Below are 23,146 nucleotides of genomic sequence, written 5' to 3'. Positions count from 1 at the left end.
TATAAAACCTTACATTTTGTTGCTGGGTTGGTTAGCTTAACGCCGCTATTATTGCGCTGCATCAAAACTGACAAGCCGGCTGTTATATAGCATACAGTCTGCGTGTTACCCTTGATGGTATTCGGCCGGTCAGAACCCCAACCTTCTGGCCGGCCTTTTTTACCACTGCAATTGCTGCACAACATATTCGCATAACTGATGGCTGCTAAGCGCCCGCTTATTTTCAGTACTGTTAGTGCCGCCGGTATCCAGTTGCTTGATAAAAGCGTCCAGCATGCTAACAAAACCGCGCCGGTATAAGGTGCTATGCCAGTCGTGCTGCGGCAACTGCTGCACCTGGCCTGCCTCAGCAAGATGTCCCTGCACAAGGTTATCAATTTGCCAATGCCTGTTGTGGCTGTAATATTCCAGCCGTTCGATATTAGCGCCGGCCAGGCGGTTCATCGACACTGATACGGTAGTTTTACCCAATTGCCAGTTTACCTGCACTGCAGCAAGCGGTTTGATGCCAGAGTGGCTATCATCAAACTGGCCGTACACCGCAGGCGTGAAGTTTCCCTTGTTGTGCACCACAGTAGCGTAATGAGCAAAATCAAGCAGGTGAATAAAATCGTCATACACAAAGGTGCGTACATCCGCGGGCAAATTGTAACGGTGTTTCTGGTAATGCAACTGCACAGGTAATACAGCCAGCGGCGGCTGATACAACGGCACATAACGGCGGTTAAAGCCGGCAAATAACAGCAGGTTTCGCTGCTCTGCTAAGGTAAGTAACTGCTCACACTCTGCCAGCTGATAACTGAGTGGTTTATCAATAAATACCGCAATACCGGCATTAAGCAGTTGTGTTGCAATACTGAAATGGCTGTCGGTGCTGCTGTGGATCATCACCGCATCGGGCCGGGCAGCAATTAACTGCGAAAGTTCAGTGTAGCCCTCTTTGATACGGTATTGCTGCATCAGCTGTTGCAGCAAAGCTGGTTGGCGGGTGCAAAGCACAGTTGTTACGCCCGGCATGGCCGTAACAACCGGTAAGTAGGCTTTTTGCGCAATATCACCAAGCCCGAGTAACGCTATTCTCATGCCGTACCCTTAATAGTTGTTCTGCTACAGGGTACGTAATGCAGTTAGCGCAAACAAGGGTTAAACCAGATGCTGACGGAAAAAATCCAGCGTGCGCTGCCAGGCCAGTTCTGCCATGTCTTTGTTGTAGCGCGCGGTAGAGTCGTTATGAAAGCCATGATGCGATGCGGGATACACTTCAATTTTGTAGTCCAGCTTGTGCTGCTTAAACAGTGCTTCTGCTGCGGGCCACATGGCATTTACCCGCTGGTCCAGCTCGCCCAGTTGCACCAGTAGCGGCGCTGTAATATTGGCAATACCGTCGGCCGGTGGCGGTGAGCCGTAAAACGGCACCCCGGCATTCACAACAGTTGGCAGCTCTGCCGCCAGACGCCCGGTCATGGCGCCACCAAAACAAAAACCGACGACGCCCAGCTTACCACTGCTGCCTTCCAGTTGCTTTAGCCACACTGCCGCCGCTTTAAAATCAGCCACTATTTTGCCGGGCTCCAGGCTGCGCTGCATATCGCGGCCCTCATCATCATTGCCGGGGTAGCCGCCCAACGGCCAGAGTGCATCGGGTGCAAAAGCAATAAAACCGGCCTTGGCAAGACGACGCGCCACATCTTCGATATACGGATTTAAGCCACGGTTTTCATGGATCACCAGCACCGCCGGTAAGGCTGCGGCAGCATTTTTCGGTTTCACCAAATAGCCACGGCCCTCGCCGTGGCCCTGCGGCGCGGCGAATTTTTGATAGCTGGCAACAATATCGGCATCGTTAAAGGACACCTGCTGCGCCAACGCATAGTTGGGCAGCATGCTGTTAATAAAGGTGGTAGCCAGCGCCGCATTTACCGCCAAACCTGCCATAGCAGTAAAAAAATCCCGCCGGCTGAGCATGCCGTGGGCATATTTGTCGTACAGTTGAAAGGCTTGCTCTGGTATCTGAGTTGAGGGCTGTTGTGCTCTGTTTTTCATCCGTACGCTTCCCGTTGCTTAATTGTTGTGCAGGTGTACGGTTTATAGTGCAAAAACGATCGGCTGTCAGTGTCAGCCGATCGTCTGAAGCTGAATTCAGTGCTGTTTTAACGGGATCTTGATATAACTCACGCCATTGCTTTCGGCTTTAGGTAACTGGCCGGCGCGGATATTCACCTGCACTGACGGGTAAATTAACCGCGGTACGGCGAGGGTTTTATCGCGCGCTTCACGTTTTTGTACAAACTCCTGCTCCGCCGTGCCGGCGTTAACATGAATATTCTGTGCTTTTTGCTCAGCTACGCTGGTTTGGTATTTCAGCTGCCGACCGTTAGGCTGATAGTCGTGGCACATATAAATTTGCGTAGCGTCCGGTAGCTGATAAATACGCTGAATGGAGCGATACAGAATATGCGCATCACCGCCCGGGAAATCGCAGCGCGCGGTACCGGCGTCCGGCATAAACAGTGAATCACCGACAAATAAATTGCCTTCGATCAAGTAACTGACACTGTCGTTAGTGTGGCCCGGTGTATTAATCACCTGCGCAGTCAGGTTGCCAATACGGAAGCTTTCATTATCGGCAAACAGTTTGTCGAAGTAATCGCCCTTCGCCTGCAGTTCATCATCACCGAGGTTAAATACCAGCTTAAAAGTTTGCTGTACCTTTTTAATGCCCTCGCCTATTGCCACCGGCGCACCGGTTTTAGCATGCAGATAGTGCGCCGCCGATAAATGATCAGCATGGGCATGAGTTTCTAAAATCCACTCCACGCGAAGATTATTAGCCGCTATGTACGCCAGCATCTTATCTGCATCTGCTGTGCTGACACTGCCAGCAGCCGCATCGTAATTTAACACCGGGTCGATAACAGCAGCACTACCGCTGCTGTTGTCAGCCACCACATAGCTGAAGGTTGAGCTGTCAGGGTCAAAAAACATTTCGATATGCAGCTTGTTAGCGGCCATACACACCTCGTAAATTAGAATATGCTAAATTTAGATTGCAGCTTAGCGAAAACCACTCTAGAATGCAATTCATGTTATAAGCATATTCCATTATGTTATATAAGGTAAAGTCATTATGTTAGCTTTGCTGGGAGCCTTAGTCATTGGCCTAAGCCTGGGGTTATTTGGCTCCGGTGGCTCTATACTTACCGTGCCGGTATTGTTGTATCTGCTGCATATGCCGCCGCAACTGGCCATAGCATCATCGCTGCTAATTGTAGCCGGCATCAGCTTATTCGGCTCGGTGCGTAACGGTTTACAACGTTTAATCAGCTGGCGTCATGTGATGTGGTTTGGTGTGCCCGGCATGTTGGGCACCTATGGCGGAGCCTGGTTAGGTACCTTAGTCGATGCGCGTTGGCAGCTGTTAGTCTTCGCCCTGCTGATGCTGGTGGCGGCAGTAATGATGTGGCGCAGCAAGGTTGGCGAGCTGGGTAACGGTAAAGCGTTTAAACCGGTAAAAATTGTTATTGATGGCTTAGCTGTGGGTGCCATAACCGGTTTTGTTGGCGTGGGTGGCGGCTTTTTAATAGTACCGGCGCTGGTGTTACTGGGCGGTTTAACCATGCCGGTCGGCGTGGCGACCAGCCTGGTGATCATTGCGATGAAGTCCTTTGTAGGTTTTGGTAAATACTATTGGGTGATGGCCGCAGAAGGCGCCGTATTTGACTGGAGCACTATAGGCCTGATGATAGTAGCCGGTATTGCCGGTAGCTATGTTGGTGCTGCCGTTGGCAAGCGCTTACCCAAGCAGCAGCTACAGCGCGCCTTTGCGGTGTTTTTAGTGATTATGGCGGTAGTGGTAATTTATCAATCTGTTATTTAATTTCAGCGGGCAGGAGCGTCAGATGAAAACAGCACAACAGTTAGTGGCACAGGCCAAAGCGGTAATTAAAGAAGTCAGTATCAATGAGCTTAACGCAGCGCTAACTGCCGACGCTGAAACCCTGTTGGTAGATGTGCGCGAGCCGGCCGAATTTGCCCAGCAGCATATAACCGGCGCGGTAAATTACCCACGCGGCGTACTGGAAATGAATATTCATAATCATCCGAAAGTAGCGGCCAGCGGCTGCGCGCCGGAGATGGCACTGGCGCAGTTAGCACAAAGCCCGCTGTATTTAATTTGCCGCTCGGGCGCGCGCTCTGCCCTGGCAGCAGAATCATTGCAACGCATGGGATTCAGCCAGGTGTATTCCGTCGCCGGTGGTATGCAAGCCTGGTTAGACGCTGGTTTAGCCGTTAAACAATAGCAGGAGACGTTTGTGGAAAATTTCACCCCGTTTACCGCCTTAATCGGCGGCAGCCTGATAGGCTTGGGCGCACTGATATTATTTGTGTTTTCCGGCCGCATCGCCGGTATATCCGGCATAGCCGGCGCCGCGCTGTTCTCCCGGGAAGGCCGCAGTTGGCGCTTAGCATTTGTAGCCGGCATTATCGCCGGGCCCTTGCTGGTTGGCGCCGTTATCAGTGATTTCAGCTACAGCACCCCGCAGCTGAACTGGCAGGTTATTGTTGCCGGCTTACTGGTTGGCATCGGCACCGGCTGGGGCAGCGGCTGCACCTCCGGCCACGGCATTTGCGGTATCAGCCGCTTATCGCCGCGCTCGATCACCGCCACTGTGCTGTTTATGTTTAGCGGCATGCTGGTTGCCACTTTGCTGCATTAAGGAGGCTGTAATGCCGATTATTATTGCTTTTATTGCCGGGTTACTGATGTCAGCCGGTATTGCATACTCACAAATGATTGACCCGAACAAAGTACTGGGCTTTTTAACGCTGAATGCCAACTGGGATCCCAGTTTAGTGCTGGTGATGGCGGCAGCTTTGGCGGTTTACAGCACGGGGTATTGGCTGTTTGTAAAAAAAGATAAACCGCTGTTTGCTGAGCATTTTAGTTTGCCCGGCAAAAAAGATTTAGATAAGCCGTTGGTCATCGGCTCACTGTTATTCGGTGCCGGCTGGGGCTTAGTGGGTTATTGCCCGGGCCCGGCGCTGGCCGCCATCAGCTCCGGCAGCAGCGGTACCCTGGCCTTTATTGCCGCTATGGTCGCTGGTTGGTTTATCAGCCGTAAGCTGCCCATTTAGCCGGCACTTGCGCCAGATCAATTTGCTGCAGCCAGCTAAGGTCGCCGCCGCCAGAATGCTATGTTATGCTGATTTTACTTACTGTAATCTGGCAGGACTTGCGAGCTTATGACTGGATTTACCTCTGTTTATCTGTTTGTTGAACGCACCTTTTTTGGCAGTTTAAGCCGGAAAATTATCGGTAATATCAGCTTTCTGGCTATTTTCTTTTTACTGGCGCTGTACTTAGCCTATCCGGCAGACGGAGCAAGCAGCAGTTGGTGGGCCCTGTTGCTGCTGGGGATGGGCGCCTTTATCTTTACCATCGGCTATATGCATTATTTAATAGTGCGGCCGGTAAAAGCGCTGGTATCGGCGCTGCACGACACCAACCGCAAAGGCACCGATTTAAACCATCGCCTGCCGGCTTTTACCTTTGATGAATTTCGTACCCTGTCTGAGGAGTACAATCAGTTTGTCAGCCAGTTGGGTGTGCTGCTGGGCGATATTCACCAGCAGGCACGCGAAACCCATCAGGTAAATGAGCAGGTATCTTCAGCGGTAAAAAGCACCCGCAGCCATTTGCAAGACACTGAACAGCGCAGCGGACAAATTCGCGGCGAAAGCGACCAGGTACTGCAGTATTTAGCCGACATAGTGCAGCACGGCGACGAAGTTAGCCAGGTATCCGGCGTGGCGGTAGATAAAGCCAAAGTGGCCAGCGGCCAGATGCAGCAGTTAAGCGGCCAGTTATCCGGTATCGTTAAATTGCTCGACAGCTTTGGCCATACCATTAATGGCCTGCATAAAAACTCAGAAAATGTGCGGCAAATTTTGGTGATGGTAGAAACCTTTTCCGATCAAACCAACCTGCTGGCATTAAATGCCGCCATTGAAGCGGCCCGCGCCGGTGATGCCGGCCGCGGTTTTGCCGTAGTGGCCGATGAAGTGCGCACCCTGGCCGCCAAGGTAAATGATGCCACCAAACAAATTTCCGGCTTTTTAAATGAAATGGAGCAGCTGGTAAGCGAAACCCGCACTGAATCACAAAGCCTGAACCAACAAGCGCAGCAGGCGCAGCAACAAATTGACAATACCAGCGGCGAGTTCAGCCAGTTGCAACAGGAGCTGCAGCAGGCGAAAAACGGTATTCAGAACATAAATAAAACGGTGCTGGAACTGGAGCAGCGTTATCAACATACTCATCAACATTTAAGCGCTATTGAACAGGTAACCAGTGACGCTTACAGCCAGATGGCGTCTATTGATCAAGCCGCGAAAGACTTACTCAGCGGCACCGCCCGCACTCAACAACAACTGGGCCGCTTTGCCCGCAGCCAATCATAATCTTCGCAGCACAGATATTGTTTCACAGAACGAGAATCGAATTGCCCTAAGCTAACCGTTGCAGGCCAGGATGGCCGAATCGAGCCCCCAGGGATGGGTTTACGGCGTGTTGGCGTGGGCAAATCGGTTCGTGTCGCAACAAAGACTGTGTAAGCCCATAACTCTGATTCACATTGTGTAATGTTAAGCCGGCTATATTTGCTTACAGTTGCAAGCTTGCTGACATTCATGCCTGTAGGTATATTTCACGCTACGCTTAACCCCGCTCTGCCGCTTTTTGCCGCCAAGGATATTTTATGTTGAAAAAAATTGCTGTCTCGCCTGTAATTATTGCTGTGATATTAAGCCTGATGCTGGTGTTTTGGCTGTTCAGCGGCGATAACTACAGCGCTAAAGACGAGGCGCCGGCAGAGCAGCAAGTACCCGAAGCACAGTTGGCACAGGTAGAAACCCGCTGGTCTGAGGCCACACCTTACCAGCTGACGCAAATTGCCCAGGGCCAGGTATTACCCTGGCGCAGTGTCAGCATTAAATCGCAGCAAGCCGGCACGGTTAAAGCACTGTTAAAGCAACAGGGCGATACCGTGCAACCTGGTGACAAGCTGCTGCGTTTATCCGATGAAGGTCGCACCGCCAGGCTGGCGCAGGCACAAGCCAACCTTAAACTGCGTAAAAGCGAACTGGACAGTGCCCGCGCGTTGGGCAAAGCGCAATTTTTATCCGCCACCGAACTTACGCGATTGGAAAGCGAACTGGCCCAGGCCGAAGCCGAGCTGCAAAGTGCTGCATTGGCCGTTAACCAAACAGAACCGGCGGCACCTTTTGCCGGCGTGGTAGACCGGCGCCATATTGAGGTGGGTGATTTTATTCAAGCCGGCACAGAGCTGATGCAGCTGGTACAAATTGATCAATTAAAAGTGACCGCACAAGTGCCGCAGCAACATATTGCCGCGTTAAGCGAAGGCCAAAACGTTACGCTGCGTTTGCTCGATGGCCGCGAGCTGAGCGGCACGCTGAGTTTTATCAGTTATGCCGCCGATACCGCCACCCGCAGCTTTTATATTGAAGTTACCGTAGCTAACCCGCAGCTTTGGCGCATCGCCGGTGCCAGCGCCACTGTGGAAGTGCAACTGACGCCGGTGTTGGCGCACCTGGTGTCACCGGCATTGCTTAGCCTGGACAGCAACGGTAATTTGGGCGTATCTGTGGTGGATGAACAGCAGCAAGTAGTGTTTTATCCGGTACAAATTTTAACGGCCGATAACGACGGCGCCAGGGTCAGTGGTTTACCTGAGCGTAGCCAAATTATTACCCAGGGCGCCGGCTTTGTGCAGCCGGGCGACACAGTGCGGGTGGCAGGAGCTGAACTATGAACAGCATTATTCAGGCGGCGATACAGCGCAGCCGCGCCAGCTTAATGCTGCTGCTGTTTTTATTTATCGCCGGCATTACCGCTTATCAATCCATTCCGAAAGAAGCCAATCCCGATGTTGCCATTCCGATGATGTACGTGTCGATGTCACTGGATGGCATCAGCCCCGAGGATGGTGAGCGTTTGCTGGTGCGGCCGATGGAGCATGAGCTGCGCTCATTAGAAGGCATTAAAAAGATGACTTCTACCTCCAGCGAAGGCCATGCCTCGGTAATGTTGGAATTTGATGCCGGCTTTGATGCCGACAAGGCGCTGGCTGATGTGCGGGTAAAAGTCGATGCCGCCCGCTCCAAGTTACCCAGCGAAGCGGACGAGCCAACGGTAAATGAGATTAACGTTGCGCTGTTTCCGGTGTTGTCAGTCGGTTTATCCGGGCCAATATCAGAAAACCAGCTGGTGTATATCGCACGGCAGTTGCAGGAGAATATAGAAGCCATTCCTGAAGTACTGGAAGTGGACATCGGCGGCGACCGTGAAGACTTACTGGAGATAGTGGTAGATCCGCAAGTACTGGAAGGCTATGGCCTGGATTACCAGCAGCTGTTTAATCTGGTATCAAACAATAACCGCCTGGTGGCAGCCGGCAGTTTAGATACCGGCGCCGGCCGCATGGCCATGAAAGTGCCCGGCGTGATTGAGAATTTAGATGATGTGTTATCAATGCCTATCAAGGTAGATGGCGATACGGTGATTACCTTTGGTGATGTGGCAACCATCAGCCGCAGCTTTAAAGATCCGCTCGGTTTTGCCCGCATTAACGGCCAACCGGCTGTGGTACTGGAAGTAAAAAAACGCAGTGGCGCCAACATTATCTCCACCATTGAGCAAACCAAAGCGTTAATAGACAAAGCCAGTGCACAGTTTCCTGACGGCATGCAGATTAACTACATTATGGACCAGTCCAAAGAAGTAAAAAGCATGTTGTCCGATTTGCTCAACAACGTGCTGACCGCTGTAGTGCTGGTGCTGATCCTGATTGTTGCCACTATGGGCGTGCGCTCAGCGCTACTGGTGGGCATTACTATACCCGGCGCCTTCTTTGCCGGTATTTTAATGGTCTACGCGCTGGGTTATACCATGAACATAATCGTGCTGTTTGCCCTTATTCTGGTGGCCGGTATGCTGGTAGACGGCGCCATAGTAGTCAGTGAGCTGGCCGATCGTAACCTGGCCGAAGGGCAAAAACCGAAGCAGGCCTGGGCTAACGCGGCCGGTCGCATGGCCTGGCCGATCATCGCCTCTACCGCCACTACAGTGGTGGTATTTATGCCCTTGCTGTTTTGGCCTGGCGTAGTTGGTCAATTTATGAAATACCTGCCGGCCACCGTTATTTTGTGCTTGCTGGCATCACTATTTATGGCACTGATTTTCTTGCCGGTAATGGGCGGGCTTAGCAAAGCGCAGCCACCGGTACACGAAGTAGCACAAAGCCGTGCCGGTAAGGCTTATCGTGGCTTACTGGCCCGTTTGCTGCGCCGGCCCGGGCTAACTTTTGCCGGTATGCTTGGCGCCATGGTGGTGATTTTCTTTGCTTATGGCAAATACAACCACGGCCTGGAGTTTTTCCCGTCGGTAGAGCCCGAGTCGGCCCAGGTTTGGGTGCGGGCCCGCGGCGATATGTCGATCTATGAAAAAGATGCTTTACTGCAAAAAGTCGAGCAGCGCTTGCTGGGGTTATCCGAAGTAAAAGCGCTGTATGCCCGCTCGTTAGCCAGCGCAGGTGGGGAACTGGCAGCCGATGTGGTCGGCACCTTACAGTTTCAGTTTATTGACTGGTACGAGCGTCGCCGCGCCGCAGAGATCCTTGATGAGATGCGTAAGCTTACTGCAGATATTCCCGGCATCATCCTGGAGTTTCGCCAGCAGGAAGAAGGCCCTTCGGGTGGTAAGCCGATAGAGCTGCAAATCAGCGCCAACGAAGCCGCTGCTACTGAACAGGCGGTAACGCAAATTATCAGCCAAATGCAAAAAATGGGCGGCTTTGTTGATATTGAAGATGACAGAAGTTTACCCGGCATCGAATGGCGCATTGAAGTTGACCGCGCCGCAGCCGCCCGCTTTGGTGCCGATGTGCTTACCGTGGGTAATGCGGTACAGATGATCAGTAACGGCTTGCTGCTGGCAAAATTCCGGCCGGAATATGCCAGCGATGAAGTGGATATCCGCGTGCGGTTTCCGCAAAGCTGGCGCTCGTTAGATCAACTGGGCCGCCTGACCATTCAAACCGAACGCGGCCAGGTGCCGCTGAGCAACTTTGTTACCTTAGTGCCGGCACCAAAAACCAGCGTTATTAAGCGTATTGATGGCAACCGTGCGGTAACGATAAAAAGCGATTTAGCGCCGGGCGCGCAGGTAAGTGAACGCTTACAGGCGCTGCTGGCAAGCGATATTAAACTGCCGGACAACGTTAACATAAAAACCGCCGGCGAAAGCGCTGATCAGCAAGAGGCGATGACCTTTCTGATGGGTGCCTTTGCTACTGCTATCTTCCTGATGCTGATGATTTTACTGGTGCAATTTAACAGCTGGTATCAAAGCTTGTTAATTTTATCCGCCATTATTTTCTCTACCGCCGGGGTATTACTCGGTCTGTTGGTGAATGGTCAAAGCTTTGGCATCGTCATGGTAGGTATGGGTATTATTGGCCTGGCCGGCATAGTGGTAAATAACAATATCGTGTTAATTGATACCTATAATCAGCTGCGTGACAGCGGCTTATCAGCCTTTGCGGCAGCGTTGGAAACCGGTTGCCTGCGCTTACGGCCGGTATTGTTAACCTCGATTACTACAGTACTGGGTTTAATGCCAATGGTGCTGGCAGTGAACGTTAACCTGCTTGAACCCAGCCTTGGCTTTGGTGCGCCGTCAACTCAGTGGTGGACTCAGCTGTCCAGCGCCATTGCCGGCGGTTTAACCTTCGCTACGGTGTTAACGCTGTTTTTAACGCCGTGCATGCTGGTGCTGGGTGAAAAGCTGCGGCCGCGTAAAGTGCAGGACGATACCGCAGCAATAAGCAGCAGTGATGATATTGCCCTGCTGTTGAAAAAACGTGCCTAAGCTTATCGCTGCTATGCTGGTGCTGCTTGGCAGCGCCGGCAATATCAGCATGGCGGCAACGCCTGCTTATCAGCTGCACTGGCAGCATGATTTCAGCGCTGCGGAGCAAGCAAAACTGAGTCAGTGGCTGGCGTTTAGCAGCCAGGCTACCTTAAACCAGCTTGGTCCTTATCCGTTTGAAATGCAGTTATATCTATACCGCCGCCCCGGTAATGAGCCGGTGCCCTGGGCCAACACCTGGCGTGAGCATAGCCAGCAGATACATTTTTATGTTGCGCCACAATTTAATAAAGCACAGTTTATAGCCGATTGGACGGCTTACCATGAAATGGCACACCTTGCACTGCCGTATCTTGGCCGGCGTCATGCCTGGTTTGCTGAAGGCTTTGCCAGCTATATGCAATATCAAATCATGCAGCAGGCCGGGTTAATCGACAGTGCCGCCAGCCACATCAGCACAAAGTTTGCCGTGCAGCGTAAACATTATCTGCAGCAGCACAGCATGGCCGATACCGCCGCTTTATTGCTAAGCCAACGGCGTTTTGCTGCCGGTTATTGGGGCGGTGCCCAGTTTTTTGTGGTCGCAGAGCGCTTACTGCAACAGCAGGGTAAAGCGCCGCTTAATCAGCAGATCCAGCGCTACCAGCAATGTTGCCGCCTGCAAGACACTAACCTGCAGCAAGTTATCCGGTCATTAGATAGCGTTAGCGACAGCACAGTATTCAGCCAGCTGTTACAGCAATTTAATCAGCTGCCGGCAGCGCAATTTCTGCAGTTGTATCAGTTGTAAGTTATTAAGTCAGCCAGTAAGTTAAGCCCTGTGCCTGCAAAAACGCCCCGGCATCAGCGCCTTGCAATAATGCGGTAGTGGCCAGCATGCCAGCCAGTAAACAGTTGGGTGCTGCCACGGTAACCGAGCGTGGTGCGTCGGTTACCGGCCAGCCGGTTTTCGGGTTTAAGATATGGCTATAACGTACACCATTTTTTAGCAGGAAGCGGCGGCTATCACCGCTGGTGGCCAGCGCGCCCTGGCTTAAGCCTACGGCTGATATGGCCTGATCGGCAAGTGTGGGGTTTTCAATACCTATGTGCCATAAGCTGCCGTCATCACGCGGCCGGTTACAGGCCATATCGCCGCCAAAGTTGACGACAAAGCCGGGTAAATCAGCCACCGGGAACTGCTGGCTTAGCAGCTGCAGCACCTTATCAACCGCATATTCTTTGGCGATGCCGCCCAAATCCAGCTCCATGCCAGTGGGTAAAAACAGCTGATCCGCCTCAAGCGTTACTTTATGCCAACCAATAAAAGGCAGCAGAGCGTCAAGTTGCTGCTGGCTGGCAATATGGTCTGAACCGTCAAACCGCCAAGCCCGGCGTAAAATGCCGCTGCTGATATCAAACAGACCATCGCTAAGCGTATAACAGGTATTGGCAAACTGCAGCAGGGCTGCAGTTTCAGTATCAACAGCTTGCCATTGCCCGGTATTATGATTCAGCAGGCTTAATACGCTGTTACTGCGATAACGGCTGTATTTTTGCTCTATACGCTCAACTTCTGCAGCAGCAAGTTGGGTGAGTTGTTGGCACAGTGCAAAGTGCTGCCCCTCCAGCAGAACTTCGCACGGGCTGGCCATAGCGCGAAACCGGCCAACCACACAGTTATTGCCCTGCTGCACACTGATGGCTGTCATAGGTTTTCCTGGCTGAATAACTATCAGAAAGAATAACTTACCTGTGCCATCACTGCCGTAACTTTTTCATACAGCTCGACATCTGCCAATATACCCGGCGCAGTAACACCATCATTTTCCGGCGTTTGCTGATACATGGCGATACGGAACGACAGCTCATTGCCGGCCGCCAGCTTGGTGCCAAACTTAGCGCCCAGGGTATAGGCACTCATTTTACCAATGCGATAATCGGCGCTGGCATATTGTGGCACCGGTTCATCTTGCTGCAAAAACGGCAGATAAAACTCAGCCGCACTTTGCTGGTAGTAACGCAGCTGCGGCTCAACATACCAGCTCTGGCCCAGCGGCAGACGCCATTTTACATCTGCGGTATGTGAGCTCAACTCCCAGTCATCCCACATATAACGGTACGATGCATCAAGGTAACTGCCGCTTAAGTGCAACTTATTCTGCCAGTATAAACTGTGTTTAGTGCGCTTATCCGGCCTGCTTTCGTAAAGGTTCTGTTGTACTTCACCATTGCTGTTTACCACGCTGACCAGTTTAAACGGGTCCGTCATATAGCCATCAGCCACACTTAGCGAGTAGTTAAACTGCATTAACCAGTCGCGGTTGATTACCTGCGTCAGCCCCAGCAACATATCCAGCGTATCTTTGGTATCGTCCGCTCTGTCGCGGGTGGCAGCAAACGCGGCCTGATAACTTTCATCATCGGCAAAGCTACTGCGCAGCAGCATAGGCGCAAAAGGTGCCGCTATGCCGCCTTCGGGTTCAATGCTGTCATGGCTGTATGCCAGGCCCAACGACAGCGTGGTATTTTTCTGGTTAAAATCACGCGCTATAGAGCCATTTAGCCCCAACGACAGATAATCGTACTCTTTAGACAGATGGCCGCCGCCACTAATGCGCCAGTTCGGCGCCAATGGTTGCTCCCAGCTGGCATCAAGCTGCACCCGTGTATCATGAAACGTATCGTCCAGCGGCGTATCGCCGGGCGCAACTTCATAGCTGCCACGACCGGAGGGTCGGGTAAAACTCTGCACATAAGGCTGCGCTACCGCACCGGTGGCTGAAGCGCCGGTCAGCGCATCGACCACTAATCCCAGGTTAAGATACTTATCATCGCCAAAATCGCCACGCGCAGTGAATACCGCTTCAGCGGCGCTGACGCGATCAGTTTCGTTATACAGCAAGATGGCACTGTTAAACTGCCAGTCATCCAATAAGGTGCCGGCTTGTGCCTGTTGTCCGAGCACGGCGCAGCTGGCCGCTGCCAGTGCTGCACTGATATTCGCCAGCTGTTTTAATTGCATCCGCAACCTCCACCGGCAAAACTGCGGCCACCGCTACTGCCCTCTTTACTGAAATAGATATGGTCATCCAGCCGGTTATCCAGCGGCGCACTGTTAAGTGCCATCTCCTCTTTGGCCATAATGTCGCGCTCCCAGGGTTTTACTCCCAAACTGCTACAGGCACTTAGCTGGCCCAACAGCAGAGCCAGAGTGATGCCAGCTATTATTTTTTTGTATTGCATTGCGCTTACTCCTCAGCCAATAACTGGCGGATCTGTGTTTCATAGCCGGCGATATCGGCTTGTTTAAAACCAATATGGCGATAACGGATTTGGCCTTTTTTATCGATCAGAAAACTGCTGGGCATGCCCATCAGCCGGTATTGCTGTGCCAGCGCGCCGGCCTCGTCGTACAACACGGCAAACTGCGCCGGTATCTGTTGTAAAAACCGCCTGGCATCACTGCGCTCGTTGTCCTCATTGACTGCCAGTACCAGCAAGCCCTCTGCGCCATGTCGCTGCTGCATCGCATTTAACCAGGGAAAAGACTTGCGACATGGCACACACCACGAGGCCCAAAAATCAACCAGTATCACCTTGCCATTTAGCTGCTGCATACTGCTGACCGGGCTGCCGTCTAACTCGCTAAGCTCAATGGCCAGGGCTTTACTGCTAACAATGCCGCTGCCAAGCAAACATCCCAGCAGCGCTGCCGTTATCACTCTGAATTGCATACCACCTCCAATACATTCAGGCTCAGGCTAACCGGCAAACCTTAAGCAAACCTTAAGCCTTACTAAGGTTGTCCGGGCAGATGATATTGTTGCTGCCGATACAGATAAGATGGCAACAGCACCTGTGCCAGCGCGCGTTTAACCTGCGGTGCTGAGGGAACCTGCGCGGATAACTGCAGCTGTTTAAGCTGTGAGTTATAGTGCGCACTGACCGGTGTTTGCCCGGGCCGCAAAATGGTGACCTGCTGCTCCTCAAGCAGCGCAAAATACTGATCGAATTGCATTAGCGCCCTGCCGGGGCTGGTAGCATCACGGCTGAAATCACGACCGGTTAACGGCGTACTGCTGCTGATGCCCATCAACGATAACAGCGTTGGCGCCAAATCAATCTGGCTGGCAACCGGGGTGATGCGCCTGGGCTCAAGATCAGCGCCGACAATCAACGCCGGGATATGAAATTTCTCTACCGGCACTAAATTATTGCCATATACCCGGTTGTCATGATCTGCGACTATTAAAAACAGTGTGTCCTGCCAGTACGGTTGCCGGCGCGCTTCGGCAATAAATTTACCCAAGGCATAATCGGCATATTTCACCGCATTATTCATCGTGGCTTTGGGCTCTTCATATAAGCTGATGCGGCCATCAGGAAACTCAAACGGGGTATGGTTAGAGGAGGTAAATACCAAACTGAAAAACGGCTTTTGCTGCTGGTGCATATCAGCCAGATGTTTGGCTGTGGCGTTAAATAAATCCTCATCACTGGCGCCCCAGCTACCAACAAACACCGGGTCTGGCATTTGTGCCTGGTCTATCACTTGCTTTATACCGTTGCCGGTAAAAAAACTGCGCATATTGTCAAAATGCGCTTCGCCACCGTAAATAAAGCTGGTGTTGTAGCCCAACTGCGTTAGCGTGCTACCCAGTGTATAGAAGTTCTGCTGCGACAAGGATAGCTTAACCGTGCTTTGCGCCGGTGTTGGCATAAAACCGGATACCACCGCCTCAATACCGCGCACCGAGCGGGTACCGGTGGCATACATTTGCTCAAACCACCAGCCGTCGTGTTTGAGCTTTTCCAGTTCCGGGGTAACCGGCACACCGCCGAGAGACTCAACAAAAGTAGCGCCCAGACTTTCCTGTAAAATAATCACCAGATTCAGCGGCTTTGTTCTGGTTACAGTAGCCTGCTGATGATGCAGAGTGGGAATAGTTGCATCATTAAATACAGCCTGTTTTAGCCAGGGCCAGTCCAAGGCAAGTTTAAACATTTCAGCGTCCGGCAGCTTGCCGTATATTTCACCGGAACGCGCTTCATGGCGCATACTGTACAGCGCATACAACACTGAGTATGGCGAGTTAATAATTAGCGAGTTCACCAACGCATCACTGGTAATAGCGAACATGGCAGGATTTGCCGGCCGATGCTCAGTGGTCGAGCGTACAGCTGCGAATATCAGTACCACTACCAGCGGCCAGGTTAACCACAAGGTTTTATCTGCATATGGCTGTGTGGCCGCCGTTACACGGTTAAACACACGATGTAAGCCCCATAGCAGCACGACTGTAGTCGCGACACCACCGAGCAACATAGCGCGATAGCCCTGCCACAAGGTGCTGAACACTTCTTTAGGGTATTTTAAGTATTCAACGTAAAGCCGGTTCGGCCTGATATCGTATTGCAAAATAAACTGCGGCGTGGAAACCTCAATAAAAATGGCCAGACACAGCCCGAGCAACACCCAGAAATGACTAAAGCGGCGCCACAAGGTAAAGCGCTTTTTACCTGCCAGCACTGGCGCCAACAGCAGCGGAATAATCAACCATAAACCGGCAAAAATCAGATCGGCTCTGACTCCTTGCAACAGCATATAACCGATATCGCCAGCAGTGCTAACACGATCAAACTGCCAGAAAAATAGCCCGATGCGGCTCACTGACAACAGCAATAACATTAGCCACAGCATAACTGCATACTGCAGATAAGGGCCAAAAAATCTGACGAAAAACGGCGTTATTCGCATGCAACAATATCCTTAAAGATTTTTGAGGCATGCTATTGGATAAACCTTAAGCGAAGCTTAGGCTGAGCAAATTACTATAAAGCATCACTTATTCATGCCGGGGAGGGCCCGGAACCAGTTGTCAGCTGCCGCAGATATTCTGTCTGTCACTCAATGAGCCGGAAAAATGCAAAACTCCGACCAGTAATATAATTCAGCACCTGTGCATTGTTAACAGAACACTTTACGTTAGTATGTGAGAGTACTCTACCGAAGGCTGATTATGCGTGTATTACTGCTTCTGCTGTTGTCTCTGAATTCTCCGGCGGGCGCCGGCAATGAAATACGCCTTGGGGTGCATAATTTCCCACCGTACTTTGTTATGCAGAACAGCGATAACTGCGCCGGTGAGGCCGTTGAATTAACACGCAGCATTTTACAACACGACAACATTAAGCTGACCACCGTATGTGCCACCCCGGCCCGGTTATACAAAATGCTCGAAAGCGGCGAAGTTGACCTGACCATTAATATTAAACATACCAAAGCGTTGCCGGAAAATGTCAGCTTTATTGCGCCGCCTTATACGCAATTATCTTTGGTATTACTTACGCACGGCGCCGCCGTGGCGCGGGAAAAACATCCGACTATTGCCGCCATTCGCGGCTTTGATTACCACGGCCAACGCCAGTTGCTGGCCGCCAAAGGTTACAGTTTTATTGATTTGCCGGACAGTATCAGTGCGGTAGAAATGTTTATTAAAGGCCGCAGCAGCGCACTGCTAACTTATGAAGCGCCGTTTAACCACTACCTGCAGCAGCACGGCTTGCCATTTGCCGCGCATTATCAATGCCAGTTGCTGGAGCACATAGACGCTTATTTTGTCGTGTCAGAGCAATCAGCGCACAAAACTTATATCAGCGAAAAACTGACACAGCATGCAAACAGCGAGCAGCTCAGTTACTTTGCACAGTAACAGTTAATTGCTGTTCAATATGGCTGAAGCCGGCCGGTTTAGCATAAAAATAGCCCTGGCCAAATTCACAACCCAGCTCTGCCAGTAACGCCTGTTGCTCTGCCGTTTCTATGCCCTCGGCAATAACAGCCACTTCAATTGCCTGCGCCATCGCCAACATGGCTTTGACCAAACTCAGGTTATGACCTTTATCCAATGCTTGTACAAAGGCTCTGTCTATCTTTATAAAATCAATCGGTAAAGACGTCAGATAAGATAACGACGAATAGCCGGTACCAAAATCATCAATGGCTATTTTAATACCTGCACTGCGAAACGCGGTCAGGTTTTCTAAAATAGTGAGCGAATTATCCATTGCCACACCTTCGGTAATTTCCAGTTGCAGACACTGCGGTGGCAATTCCAATTGTTTTAGCCAGCTAGTGATAAAACTGTACAACCCGGGATCAGAAAAGTGTTTAGCGGTAATGTTTACCGCCACCGGTTGTGGTTGTAAGCCGCTTTGGCACCATAATTTAATTTGCTGCAGCACCGTTTTCAACACCCAACAATCGAGCTTTTTACCCAGGTTAACCGCCTCTGCTATCGGCACAAACTTGTCCGGCGCTACCGTACCCAATACCGCATCATGCCAACGCAGCAGGGCCTCATAGCCAATAAGCCGGCCGCTGAGCAAATGATACTTAGGTTGCAGCACTACGCTAAGCAAGTCTTGCTCTATGGCCCGGCGTAAGCCCTGCTCAATCTCCAGCCGCCTTGTCAGCGCATTGTGAATATCGGCATGATACAAACGCAGCGGTAACGCCTGCTGCTTAGCTTCAAACATCGCAGACTCGGCTTGCTGGATCAATACCGCCAGATCAGCCGAGTCGTCCGGGTAGACACTGATACCCACACACATTGACGGTGAAATTTTCTCCTGCGCCAGCCAGTACGGCTCAGTACAATTTTCAATAAGTTGATAAGCAAAAGGCAGTAAATCAATCCGGTTAAGCAACGGTAATAACACAATAAAATCATCTGCACCGGGCCGGCATGCCACCGCGTCCTGCGGCAATAAACTTTGTAACCGGTGCGCAGCTTCTATCAGCATCAGATCGCCAAACTCGTAGCCATATTTTTCATTAATAAGCCGAAACCGGTGGCAATCAATAAACAGCACCGCCAGCGCCAGGTCAGGCTCTGAGCGCCGGCCGAACTGCTCCAGCAAACCCTCTTTATTCACCAGACCGGTTAACGCATCAAAGTTGGTAAGAAACTTAGCATGATTTTTCGCTTTAACCTGCTCGGTAATATCAATACCCACGCCCTGAATTTCATCCGCGGAGTCTGCAGTACCGGCCAGGCTGCTAAAGGTCCAATCTACCCAGTGCACCGCTTTATCCGGCCCCAACATACGCACCGACAATGAAATAGTTTGCCCTCCACCGGCCTGACGTAACTGCGCCAGCAGTGCCTCAACACCGTGACGCTCATCAGCGTGAATAAACTCGAAGATAGAAATGCCCAGCATCTGAAATAGCTGCTGGTTTAACTGGCGGCAAAAAGCATTATTTACAAAGGTAAGCCGTGAGTTTTTACTTAACCGGCAAATAAACTCTTTCTGGTTCTGCACAATATCGCGATAGCGTTGCTCTGCTGAAATAAGCCGTTGTAACACGGCTTTAAATTCGGATAAATCATGACAGACACCAACAAACAGACGGCCTTGTTCAGTGTGCGACTCACCCACCGATAAATGCATTGGAAACACGCTGCCGTCTTTACGACGCGCCTGAACATCACGGCCAATGCCGATAATTTGCGCCTTACCACCCTTTTTATAATTATTCAGATAGCCGTCATGCTGCGTAGCATGCGTCGATGTCATCAGCATGCTGACGTTCTCGCCGATCACCTCTTGTTTGTTATAACCAAACAACAGCTCGGCACCGCGGTTAAAGGTTTGCACAATGCCCCACTCATCAATGGAAATAATACCGTCTACCGCGGCTTCCAGCAGTGCATCCTGCATCGAGCGTAAACTAAGGTGGGCTTTAACACTGGCCTGATACGCAGTTAAATCATGACAGATGCCGACAAAATAACGCTTGTTGCCGGCAGTGGCTTCTCCAACCGATAAATGCATTGGAAAAACGCTGTTATCTTTGCGCTTACCCTGCACATCACGGCCTGAGCCAATAATTTTAGCGTCCATGCCGTGCTTAACATAATTGGCCAGATAACCATCATGTTCACTATGAAACGGCTCAGGCATTAACATACTTATATTCCGGCCAACACAGTCTGTCGAAGCATAACCAAACAGCTTTTCTGCCGAGGGTGAAAAGAAACAAATCAGGCCTTGCTGATCAATAACAATAATGGCATCAACCGCACAGTGCACTATGGCATCCTGCAACTGACTAAGCTCAAATGTATCCATACTGTGCGTAACCCTGTTGTTACCGGCAAATATAATAAATCGCTAATTAAAACTGTGATTTATTGATATGTTTGACACACTGTAGAAGTATTTTTTTCTTTTTTCCATACAGACAGTCGCATGACACGACGTTGTAGTAGTTATTACAGGAATAAAAGTAAAATATCAGGAATTTTGGACAATGTGGTGTGACAGGCCGGCTAAGCTCGTAACAGAGAGCAACCGACTGAACTACCGTTCAGTGCTGACAAAAATTAAGGAAATAAAATGGCGGAGCGGACGGGACTCGAACCCGCGAACACTCTGGCTGGTGGCGTGCCAGGCCGGCTAAACTCGTAACAGAAAGCAACCGACTGAACTACCGAGCTGTGCTGACAAAAAACTAAGGAAGTAAAATGGCGGAGCGGACGGGACTCGAACCCGCGACCCCCGGCGTGACAGGCCGGTATTCTAACCGACTGAACTACCGCTCCGCGCTGGAGTGAGCTTGCGCTCTTATGGCTTTACCTTACGGCAACTTACTGAAGTGGCGGAGCGGACGGGACTCGAACCCGCGACCCCCGGCGTGACAGGCCGGTATTCTAACCGACTGAACTACCGCTCCGGATCAGGAAGCATATTTTCGACACAGTGGCGGAGCGGACGGGACTCGAACCCGCGACCCCCGGCGTGACAGGCCGGTATTCTAACCGACTGAACTACCGCTCCGGTGTGTATCGAAAAATTGGCGGAGCGGACGGGACTCGAACCCGCGACCCCCGGCGTGACAGGCCGGTATTCTAACCGACTGAACTACCGCTCCGCACCAATTGCCCTGCAGAATTTCGTTTGGGTATCCTGCAGTGCGGCGGGAATGATACGGATTAGCCGATAGGCCGTCAACACCTTTTTTGCCGCTTTTGCCTAATCCTTAATCATCCGGCAAGGTCAGATCGAGAATGTCATCCATATCGTTGTTTTTTTGTGCATTAGCGTTGTTTTTCGCTGTTGCAGCCTGCTGAGTTTCACTTTTTGCCGGCTCTGGCTCTGCGGCAACCGGCTTTTTCCGCCAGAACAGTAAATCGGCCCATTTCCGATCTGTTATCACAATCCAAATGGCCAGGCCACCGCCACATAAAATCAGCAAATTAGCGCCTATCACCAAACCCCAGGGGAATTCCGGCTCAGGTTCTGCCTGCTCGGCAGCAATTTCGTCTTTAATACTCTGTGGTAATTCGTCAAGCACCGGCGCTTCAAACACCGGCATTTTCACCACAAAACTGGTTTCCGGTAAACTCAGCATAAATTGGCGGCCATCCTGCATGGCACCAAAGGCCTGCACTTCCAAAATATAACTGCCGTGGCCGCGATTATGCAGCATTACTTCACGCGCCGTTAAACCAGGTTCATTCAAGGCAAACTCGTCTACCTCACCATTAGGGTAACGTACCCGGCCCTGCAGTAGCACTGTGGCTTTATCAATGCTGTCATCTGTAATGCGAAACAGCACCTGGTGCGGTTTACCCTGATCTGCAGGCTGTCCATCCGGCAGCGCCGGTGCGGCGATAATATCGGCTACGATAGGTGCGGCTTGCAATACAACCGGCGGCTGTTCCACTTCACGGGTATACAACGGTGTGCGCACTATATACTTCGGGATCCATTCGCCGGAGACAAACCGCAGCTGAAACTCGCCGGTAAATACGCCGTCGCGGGCCCGCTCGTCATAGCCTTTGCCGTCGTCACGAAATTGTGCCACCTGTACCACGCCACGGCCAAAGTTATCGTAATTGGCGTTATTGGTACTGACAAAAATCACTTCCAGCATCAGCACTTCGCGAAAGTCCCGCGCATTCATCGGCTCATTGCCGTTAGTCAGCCTCGCTGTTACTTTCACTGTTTCGCCAACCATTAAATTCGCCGGCAGCGGATCGACATCCAGTTTAATGTCGGTTAATACCATAATGCGGCTTTCCGGTAGTAACCTGCCTATCGCCTGCCAGGGCCCGGGCATCGGATTCTTAATCTCTATCAAGTCGTAGCTGCTGGCGTCGTGCCAACGTATTTTGTTTTGCTCTGCCGTATTAAAGTGCAGCTTGCTGCCATCCGGCTGCACCAGTACTGCCGAGGCCGAGCCGCGCCGGCGAAACAGCAGCAGGGTAATTTCCTCTACGTGCTCGTCAATACGAAAGCGGTTTTCAAACAGTGGGATCTGGTTTTTAGTTGGTAAGTCACTGAGCAGCTCAAAGCCGTTGTGCAGCAGCGGTTGTTGCTCTGCATGTTCAGTAGCTGTCTGTGCTGTTGTTGTCTGTTCAGTGCCGGCTTGCCCGGTATCAGTCTGTTGCGCCAGCAAGTTGCTGCTGAATAACAATACCACTAACCAACTTATCAGTTTCGCCACAGGCAACTGCCTCCTTTTTTCTGCACCAGATCCAGCCGGCTTTCGTGCGCAACCAACTCTTCATCCGAAGCGCGGATCACCTTTAAGCGGCCATTACGCTGTATGGCTATCGGACCGTCGCCGGTATTATTGCCGTCTTGCTCGTTTGCCAGGTTTAAACTCACCTGGCCGCCGGTCATCAGCAGATACACATCCGCTAAAATCTCAGCATCCAGTAAAGCGCCGTGCAGCGTACGGTGGCTATTATTGATATCGTAGCGGCGGCATAACGCATCCAGGTTATTCTTCTGCCCGGGATGCATTTCCCGCGCCATCAATAAGGTATCGAGGATGGCACAATAGTCGCCAACCGGCGGCAGCTGCGGATGCAGCAGGGCAAATTCATGGTTAATAAAGCCGACGTCAAACGCAGCGTTATGGATCACCAACTCGGCGCCGTGAATATAGTCGTAAAAGCTTTTAGCGATATCACGAAATTTTGGCTCGTGTTTTAACCGCTCGTTAGTAATACCGTGTACGGCAACGGCTTCAGCGTCAATAATCCGTTCCGGGTTAATGTAAACATGGAAATTATTGCCGGTGAAGCGCCGGTTTATCAGCTCTACACAGCCTATTTCAATAATACGGTGGCCATCTCTGGGGTTAAGACCCGTGGTTTCGGTGTCGAGAATAATTTGTCTTTTAGCCATGGCGGT

General features: G+C 51.4%; 20 protein-coding genes and 4 tRNA genes. 9 read left to right on the top strand and 15 right to left on the bottom strand.

Going from position 1 to position 23,146, the window contains the following annotated elements; translation table 11 throughout:
• Positions 1-159: 159 nt before the first annotated feature.
• The 3 genes from Q8O77_RS11020 to Q8O77_RS11010 all read right to left on the bottom strand — a co-directional run bounded on the left by Q8O77_RS11020 (position 160) and on the right by Q8O77_RS11010 (position 3,012).
• The gene (locus Q8O77_RS11020; protein ID WP_305552921.1) at positions 160-1,083 is read right to left on the bottom strand and encodes a Gfo/Idh/MocA family protein; all 924 of its coding nucleotides are present in this window, start codon (positions 1,081-1,083) and stop codon (positions 160-162) included.
• A 60-nt stretch (positions 1,084-1,143) separates the two neighbouring features.
• Complete coding sequence (locus Q8O77_RS11015; protein WP_305552920.1) at positions 1,144-2,043, bottom strand: dienelactone hydrolase family protein; 900 nt, start codon at positions 2,041-2,043, stop codon at positions 1,144-1,146.
• Between the two features lie 96 nt (positions 2,044-2,139).
• The gene (locus tag Q8O77_RS11010; RefSeq protein ID WP_305552919.1) at positions 2,140-3,012 is read right to left on the bottom strand and encodes an MBL fold metallo-hydrolase; all 873 of its coding nucleotides are present in this window, start codon (positions 3,010-3,012) and stop codon (positions 2,140-2,142) included.
• A gap of 115 nt (positions 3,013-3,127) precedes the next feature.
• Between Q8O77_RS11010 and Q8O77_RS11005 the strand changes: the two genes are divergently transcribed.
• The 8 genes from Q8O77_RS11005 (at position 3,128) to Q8O77_RS10970 (ending at position 11,741) form a co-directional block, all read left to right on the top strand.
• Entirely contained in the window at positions 3,128-3,877 is a 750-nt protein-coding gene (locus Q8O77_RS11005) for a sulfite exporter TauE/SafE family protein (protein WP_305552918.1), read from the top strand.
• A 22-nt stretch (positions 3,878-3,899) separates the two neighbouring features.
• Positions 3,900-4,301, top strand: a complete 402-nt coding sequence (locus tag Q8O77_RS11000) for a rhodanese-like domain-containing protein (protein WP_305552917.1) — start codon at positions 3,900-3,902, stop codon at positions 4,299-4,301.
• A gap of 12 nt (positions 4,302-4,313) precedes the next feature.
• The gene (locus Q8O77_RS10995; RefSeq protein WP_305552916.1) at positions 4,314-4,718 is read left to right on the top strand and encodes a YeeE/YedE family protein; all 405 of its coding nucleotides are present in this window, start codon (positions 4,314-4,316) and stop codon (positions 4,716-4,718) included.
• Between the two features lie 10 nt (positions 4,719-4,728).
• Entirely contained in the window at positions 4,729-5,136 is a 408-nt protein-coding gene (locus tag Q8O77_RS10990) for a DUF6691 family protein (protein WP_305552915.1), read from the top strand.
• 108 nt (positions 5,137-5,244) lie between these two features.
• Positions 5,245-6,462, top strand: a complete 1,218-nt coding sequence (locus Q8O77_RS10985; RefSeq protein ID WP_305552914.1) for a methyl-accepting chemotaxis protein — start codon at positions 5,245-5,247, stop codon at positions 6,460-6,462.
• 296 nt (positions 6,463-6,758) lie between these two features.
• Positions 6,759-7,835 (top strand): efflux RND transporter periplasmic adaptor subunit, encoded by a 1,077-nt coding sequence (locus Q8O77_RS10980; protein WP_305552913.1) that lies wholly within the window; start codon positions 6,759-6,761, stop codon positions 7,833-7,835.
• Complete coding sequence (locus Q8O77_RS10975) at positions 7,832-10,951, top strand: efflux RND transporter permease subunit (protein WP_305552912.1); 3,120 nt, start codon at positions 7,832-7,834, stop codon at positions 10,949-10,951. The genes Q8O77_RS10980 and Q8O77_RS10975 overlap by 4 nt, the downstream gene beginning before the upstream one ends.
• On the top strand, positions 10,944-11,741 hold the full coding sequence (locus tag Q8O77_RS10970; protein WP_305552911.1) for a hypothetical protein: 798 nt from the start codon (positions 10,944-10,946) through the stop codon (positions 11,739-11,741). The genes Q8O77_RS10975 and Q8O77_RS10970 overlap by 8 nt, the downstream gene beginning before the upstream one ends.
• A 4-nt stretch (positions 11,742-11,745) precedes the next feature.
• Here Q8O77_RS10970 and Q8O77_RS10965 read toward each other — a convergent pair whose 3' ends face one another.
• The 5 genes from Q8O77_RS10965 to Q8O77_RS10945 all read right to left on the bottom strand — a co-directional run bounded on the left by Q8O77_RS10965 (position 11,746) and on the right by Q8O77_RS10945 (position 16,634).
• Positions 11,746-12,642: an FAD:protein FMN transferase gene (locus tag Q8O77_RS10965; RefSeq protein ID WP_305552910.1), complete on the bottom strand. Its 897-nt coding sequence runs from the start codon at positions 12,640-12,642 to the stop codon at positions 11,746-11,748.
• Positions 12,643-12,665: 23 nt separating this feature from the next.
• Positions 12,666-13,955: a DUF3570 domain-containing protein gene (locus Q8O77_RS10960; protein ID WP_305552909.1), complete on the bottom strand. Its 1,290-nt coding sequence runs from the start codon at positions 13,953-13,955 to the stop codon at positions 12,666-12,668.
• The gene (locus tag Q8O77_RS10955) at positions 13,946-14,176 is read right to left on the bottom strand and encodes a DUF4266 domain-containing protein (RefSeq protein WP_305552908.1); all 231 of its coding nucleotides are present in this window, start codon (positions 14,174-14,176) and stop codon (positions 13,946-13,948) included. The genes Q8O77_RS10960 and Q8O77_RS10955 overlap by 10 nt, the downstream gene beginning before the upstream one ends.
• Before the next feature lie 5 nt (positions 14,177-14,181).
• On the bottom strand, positions 14,182-14,667 hold the full coding sequence (locus tag Q8O77_RS10950) for a TlpA disulfide reductase family protein (protein WP_305552907.1): 486 nt from the start codon (positions 14,665-14,667) through the stop codon (positions 14,182-14,184).
• A 62-nt stretch (positions 14,668-14,729) separates the two neighbouring features.
• On the bottom strand, positions 14,730-16,634 hold the full coding sequence (locus Q8O77_RS10945; RefSeq protein ID WP_305552906.1) for an LTA synthase family protein: 1,905 nt from the start codon (positions 16,632-16,634) through the stop codon (positions 14,730-14,732).
• Between the two features lie 319 nt (positions 16,635-16,953).
• Between Q8O77_RS10945 and Q8O77_RS10940 the strand changes: the two genes are divergently transcribed.
• Positions 16,954-17,646: an ABC transporter substrate-binding protein gene (locus tag Q8O77_RS10940; RefSeq protein ID WP_305552905.1), complete on the top strand. Its 693-nt coding sequence runs from the start codon at positions 16,954-16,956 to the stop codon at positions 17,644-17,646.
• Here Q8O77_RS10940 and Q8O77_RS10935 read toward each other — a convergent pair.
• The 7 genes from Q8O77_RS10935 to dnaQ all read right to left on the bottom strand — a co-directional run bounded on the left by Q8O77_RS10935 (position 17,627) and on the right by dnaQ (position 23,140).
• On the bottom strand, positions 17,627-20,071 hold the full coding sequence (locus tag Q8O77_RS10935; RefSeq protein WP_305552904.1) for an EAL domain-containing protein: 2,445 nt from the start codon (positions 20,069-20,071) through the stop codon (positions 17,627-17,629). The two genes, Q8O77_RS10940 and Q8O77_RS10935, sit on opposite strands and share 20 nt — an antisense overlap.
• A gap of 396 nt (positions 20,072-20,467) precedes the next feature.
• Positions 20,468-20,544, bottom strand: a tRNA-Asp gene (locus Q8O77_RS10930).
• 54 nt (positions 20,545-20,598) lie between these two features.
• Positions 20,599-20,675 (bottom strand) — tRNA-Asp (locus tag Q8O77_RS10925).
• Positions 20,676-20,702: 27 nt separating this feature from the next.
• Positions 20,703-20,779: transfer RNA gene (locus Q8O77_RS10920), tRNA-Asp, on the bottom strand.
• Between the two features lie 17 nt (positions 20,780-20,796).
• Positions 20,797-20,873: transfer RNA gene (locus Q8O77_RS10915), tRNA-Asp, on the bottom strand.
• A gap of 108 nt (positions 20,874-20,981) precedes the next feature.
• Positions 20,982-22,451: a TIGR03503 family protein gene (locus Q8O77_RS10910; RefSeq protein ID WP_305552903.1), complete on the bottom strand. Its 1,470-nt coding sequence runs from the start codon at positions 22,449-22,451 to the stop codon at positions 20,982-20,984.
• Positions 22,439-23,140 (bottom strand): DNA polymerase III subunit epsilon, encoded by a 702-nt coding sequence (gene dnaQ, locus Q8O77_RS10905; RefSeq protein WP_305552902.1) that lies wholly within the window; start codon positions 23,138-23,140, stop codon positions 22,439-22,441. Before dnaQ ends, Q8O77_RS10910 begins: the two co-directional genes overlap by 13 nt.
• Positions 23,141-23,146 lie beyond the last annotated feature (6 nt).

Origin of the sequence: Rheinheimera sp., from assembly GCF_030690345.1 — a bacterium.
In the GTDB taxonomy this organism is placed as follows: Bacteria; Pseudomonadota; Gammaproteobacteria; order Enterobacterales; family Alteromonadaceae; genus Alishewanella.
Note: the sequence above shows the minus strand (reverse complement) of the source record. Positions and strands in the feature narration are given on the sequence as shown.

Excerpts from the sequence above, each read along its gene's own strand:
- Q8O77_RS10960 (WP_305552909.1), bottom strand. The coding sequence starts at position 13,955 with ATGCAATTAAAACAGCTGGCGAATATCAGTGCAGCACTGGCAGCGGCC.
- Q8O77_RS11000 (WP_305552917.1), top strand. The coding sequence starts at position 3,900 with ATGAAAACAGCACAACAGTTAGTGGCACAGGCCAAAGCGGTAATTAAA.
- dnaQ (WP_305552902.1), bottom strand. The coding sequence starts at position 23,140 with ATGGCTAAAAGACAAATTATTCTCGACACCGAAACCACGGGTCTTAAC.
- Q8O77_RS10965 (WP_305552910.1), bottom strand. The coding sequence starts at position 12,642 with ATGACAGCCATCAGTGTGCAGCAGGGCAATAACTGTGTGGTTGGCCGG.
- Q8O77_RS10980 (WP_305552913.1), top strand. The coding sequence starts at position 6,759 with ATGTTGAAAAAAATTGCTGTCTCGCCTGTAATTATTGCTGTGATATTA.
- Q8O77_RS10950 (WP_305552907.1), bottom strand. The coding sequence starts at position 14,667 with ATGCAATTCAGAGTGATAACGGCAGCGCTGCTGGGATGTTTGCTTGGC.
- Q8O77_RS11010 (WP_305552919.1), bottom strand. The coding sequence starts at position 3,012 with ATGGCCGCTAACAAGCTGCATATCGAAATGTTTTTTGACCCTGACAGC.
- Q8O77_RS11015 (WP_305552920.1), bottom strand. The coding sequence starts at position 2,043 with ATGAAAAACAGAGCACAACAGCCCTCAACTCAGATACCAGAGCAAGCC.
- Q8O77_RS10945 (WP_305552906.1), bottom strand. The coding sequence starts at position 16,634 with ATGCTGTGGCTAATGTTATTGCTGTTGTCAGTGAGCCGCATCGGGCTA.
- Q8O77_RS10935 (WP_305552904.1), bottom strand. The coding sequence starts at position 20,071 with ATGGATACATTTGAGCTTAGTCAGTTGCAGGATGCCATAGTGCACTGT.
- Q8O77_RS11005 (WP_305552918.1), top strand. The coding sequence starts at position 3,128 with ATGTTAGCTTTGCTGGGAGCCTTAGTCATTGGCCTAAGCCTGGGGTTA.
- Q8O77_RS10990 (WP_305552915.1), top strand. The coding sequence starts at position 4,729 with ATGCCGATTATTATTGCTTTTATTGCCGGGTTACTGATGTCAGCCGGT.
- Q8O77_RS10955 (WP_305552908.1), bottom strand. The coding sequence starts at position 14,176 with ATGCAATACAAAAAAATAATAGCTGGCATCACTCTGGCTCTGCTGTTG.
- Q8O77_RS10975 (WP_305552912.1), top strand. The coding sequence starts at position 7,832 with ATGAACAGCATTATTCAGGCGGCGATACAGCGCAGCCGCGCCAGCTTA.
- Q8O77_RS10940 (WP_305552905.1), top strand. The coding sequence starts at position 16,954 with ATGCGTGTATTACTGCTTCTGCTGTTGTCTCTGAATTCTCCGGCGGGC.
- Q8O77_RS11020 (WP_305552921.1), bottom strand. The coding sequence starts at position 1,083 with ATGAGAATAGCGTTACTCGGGCTTGGTGATATTGCGCAAAAAGCCTAC.
- Q8O77_RS10985 (WP_305552914.1), top strand. The coding sequence starts at position 5,245 with ATGACTGGATTTACCTCTGTTTATCTGTTTGTTGAACGCACCTTTTTT.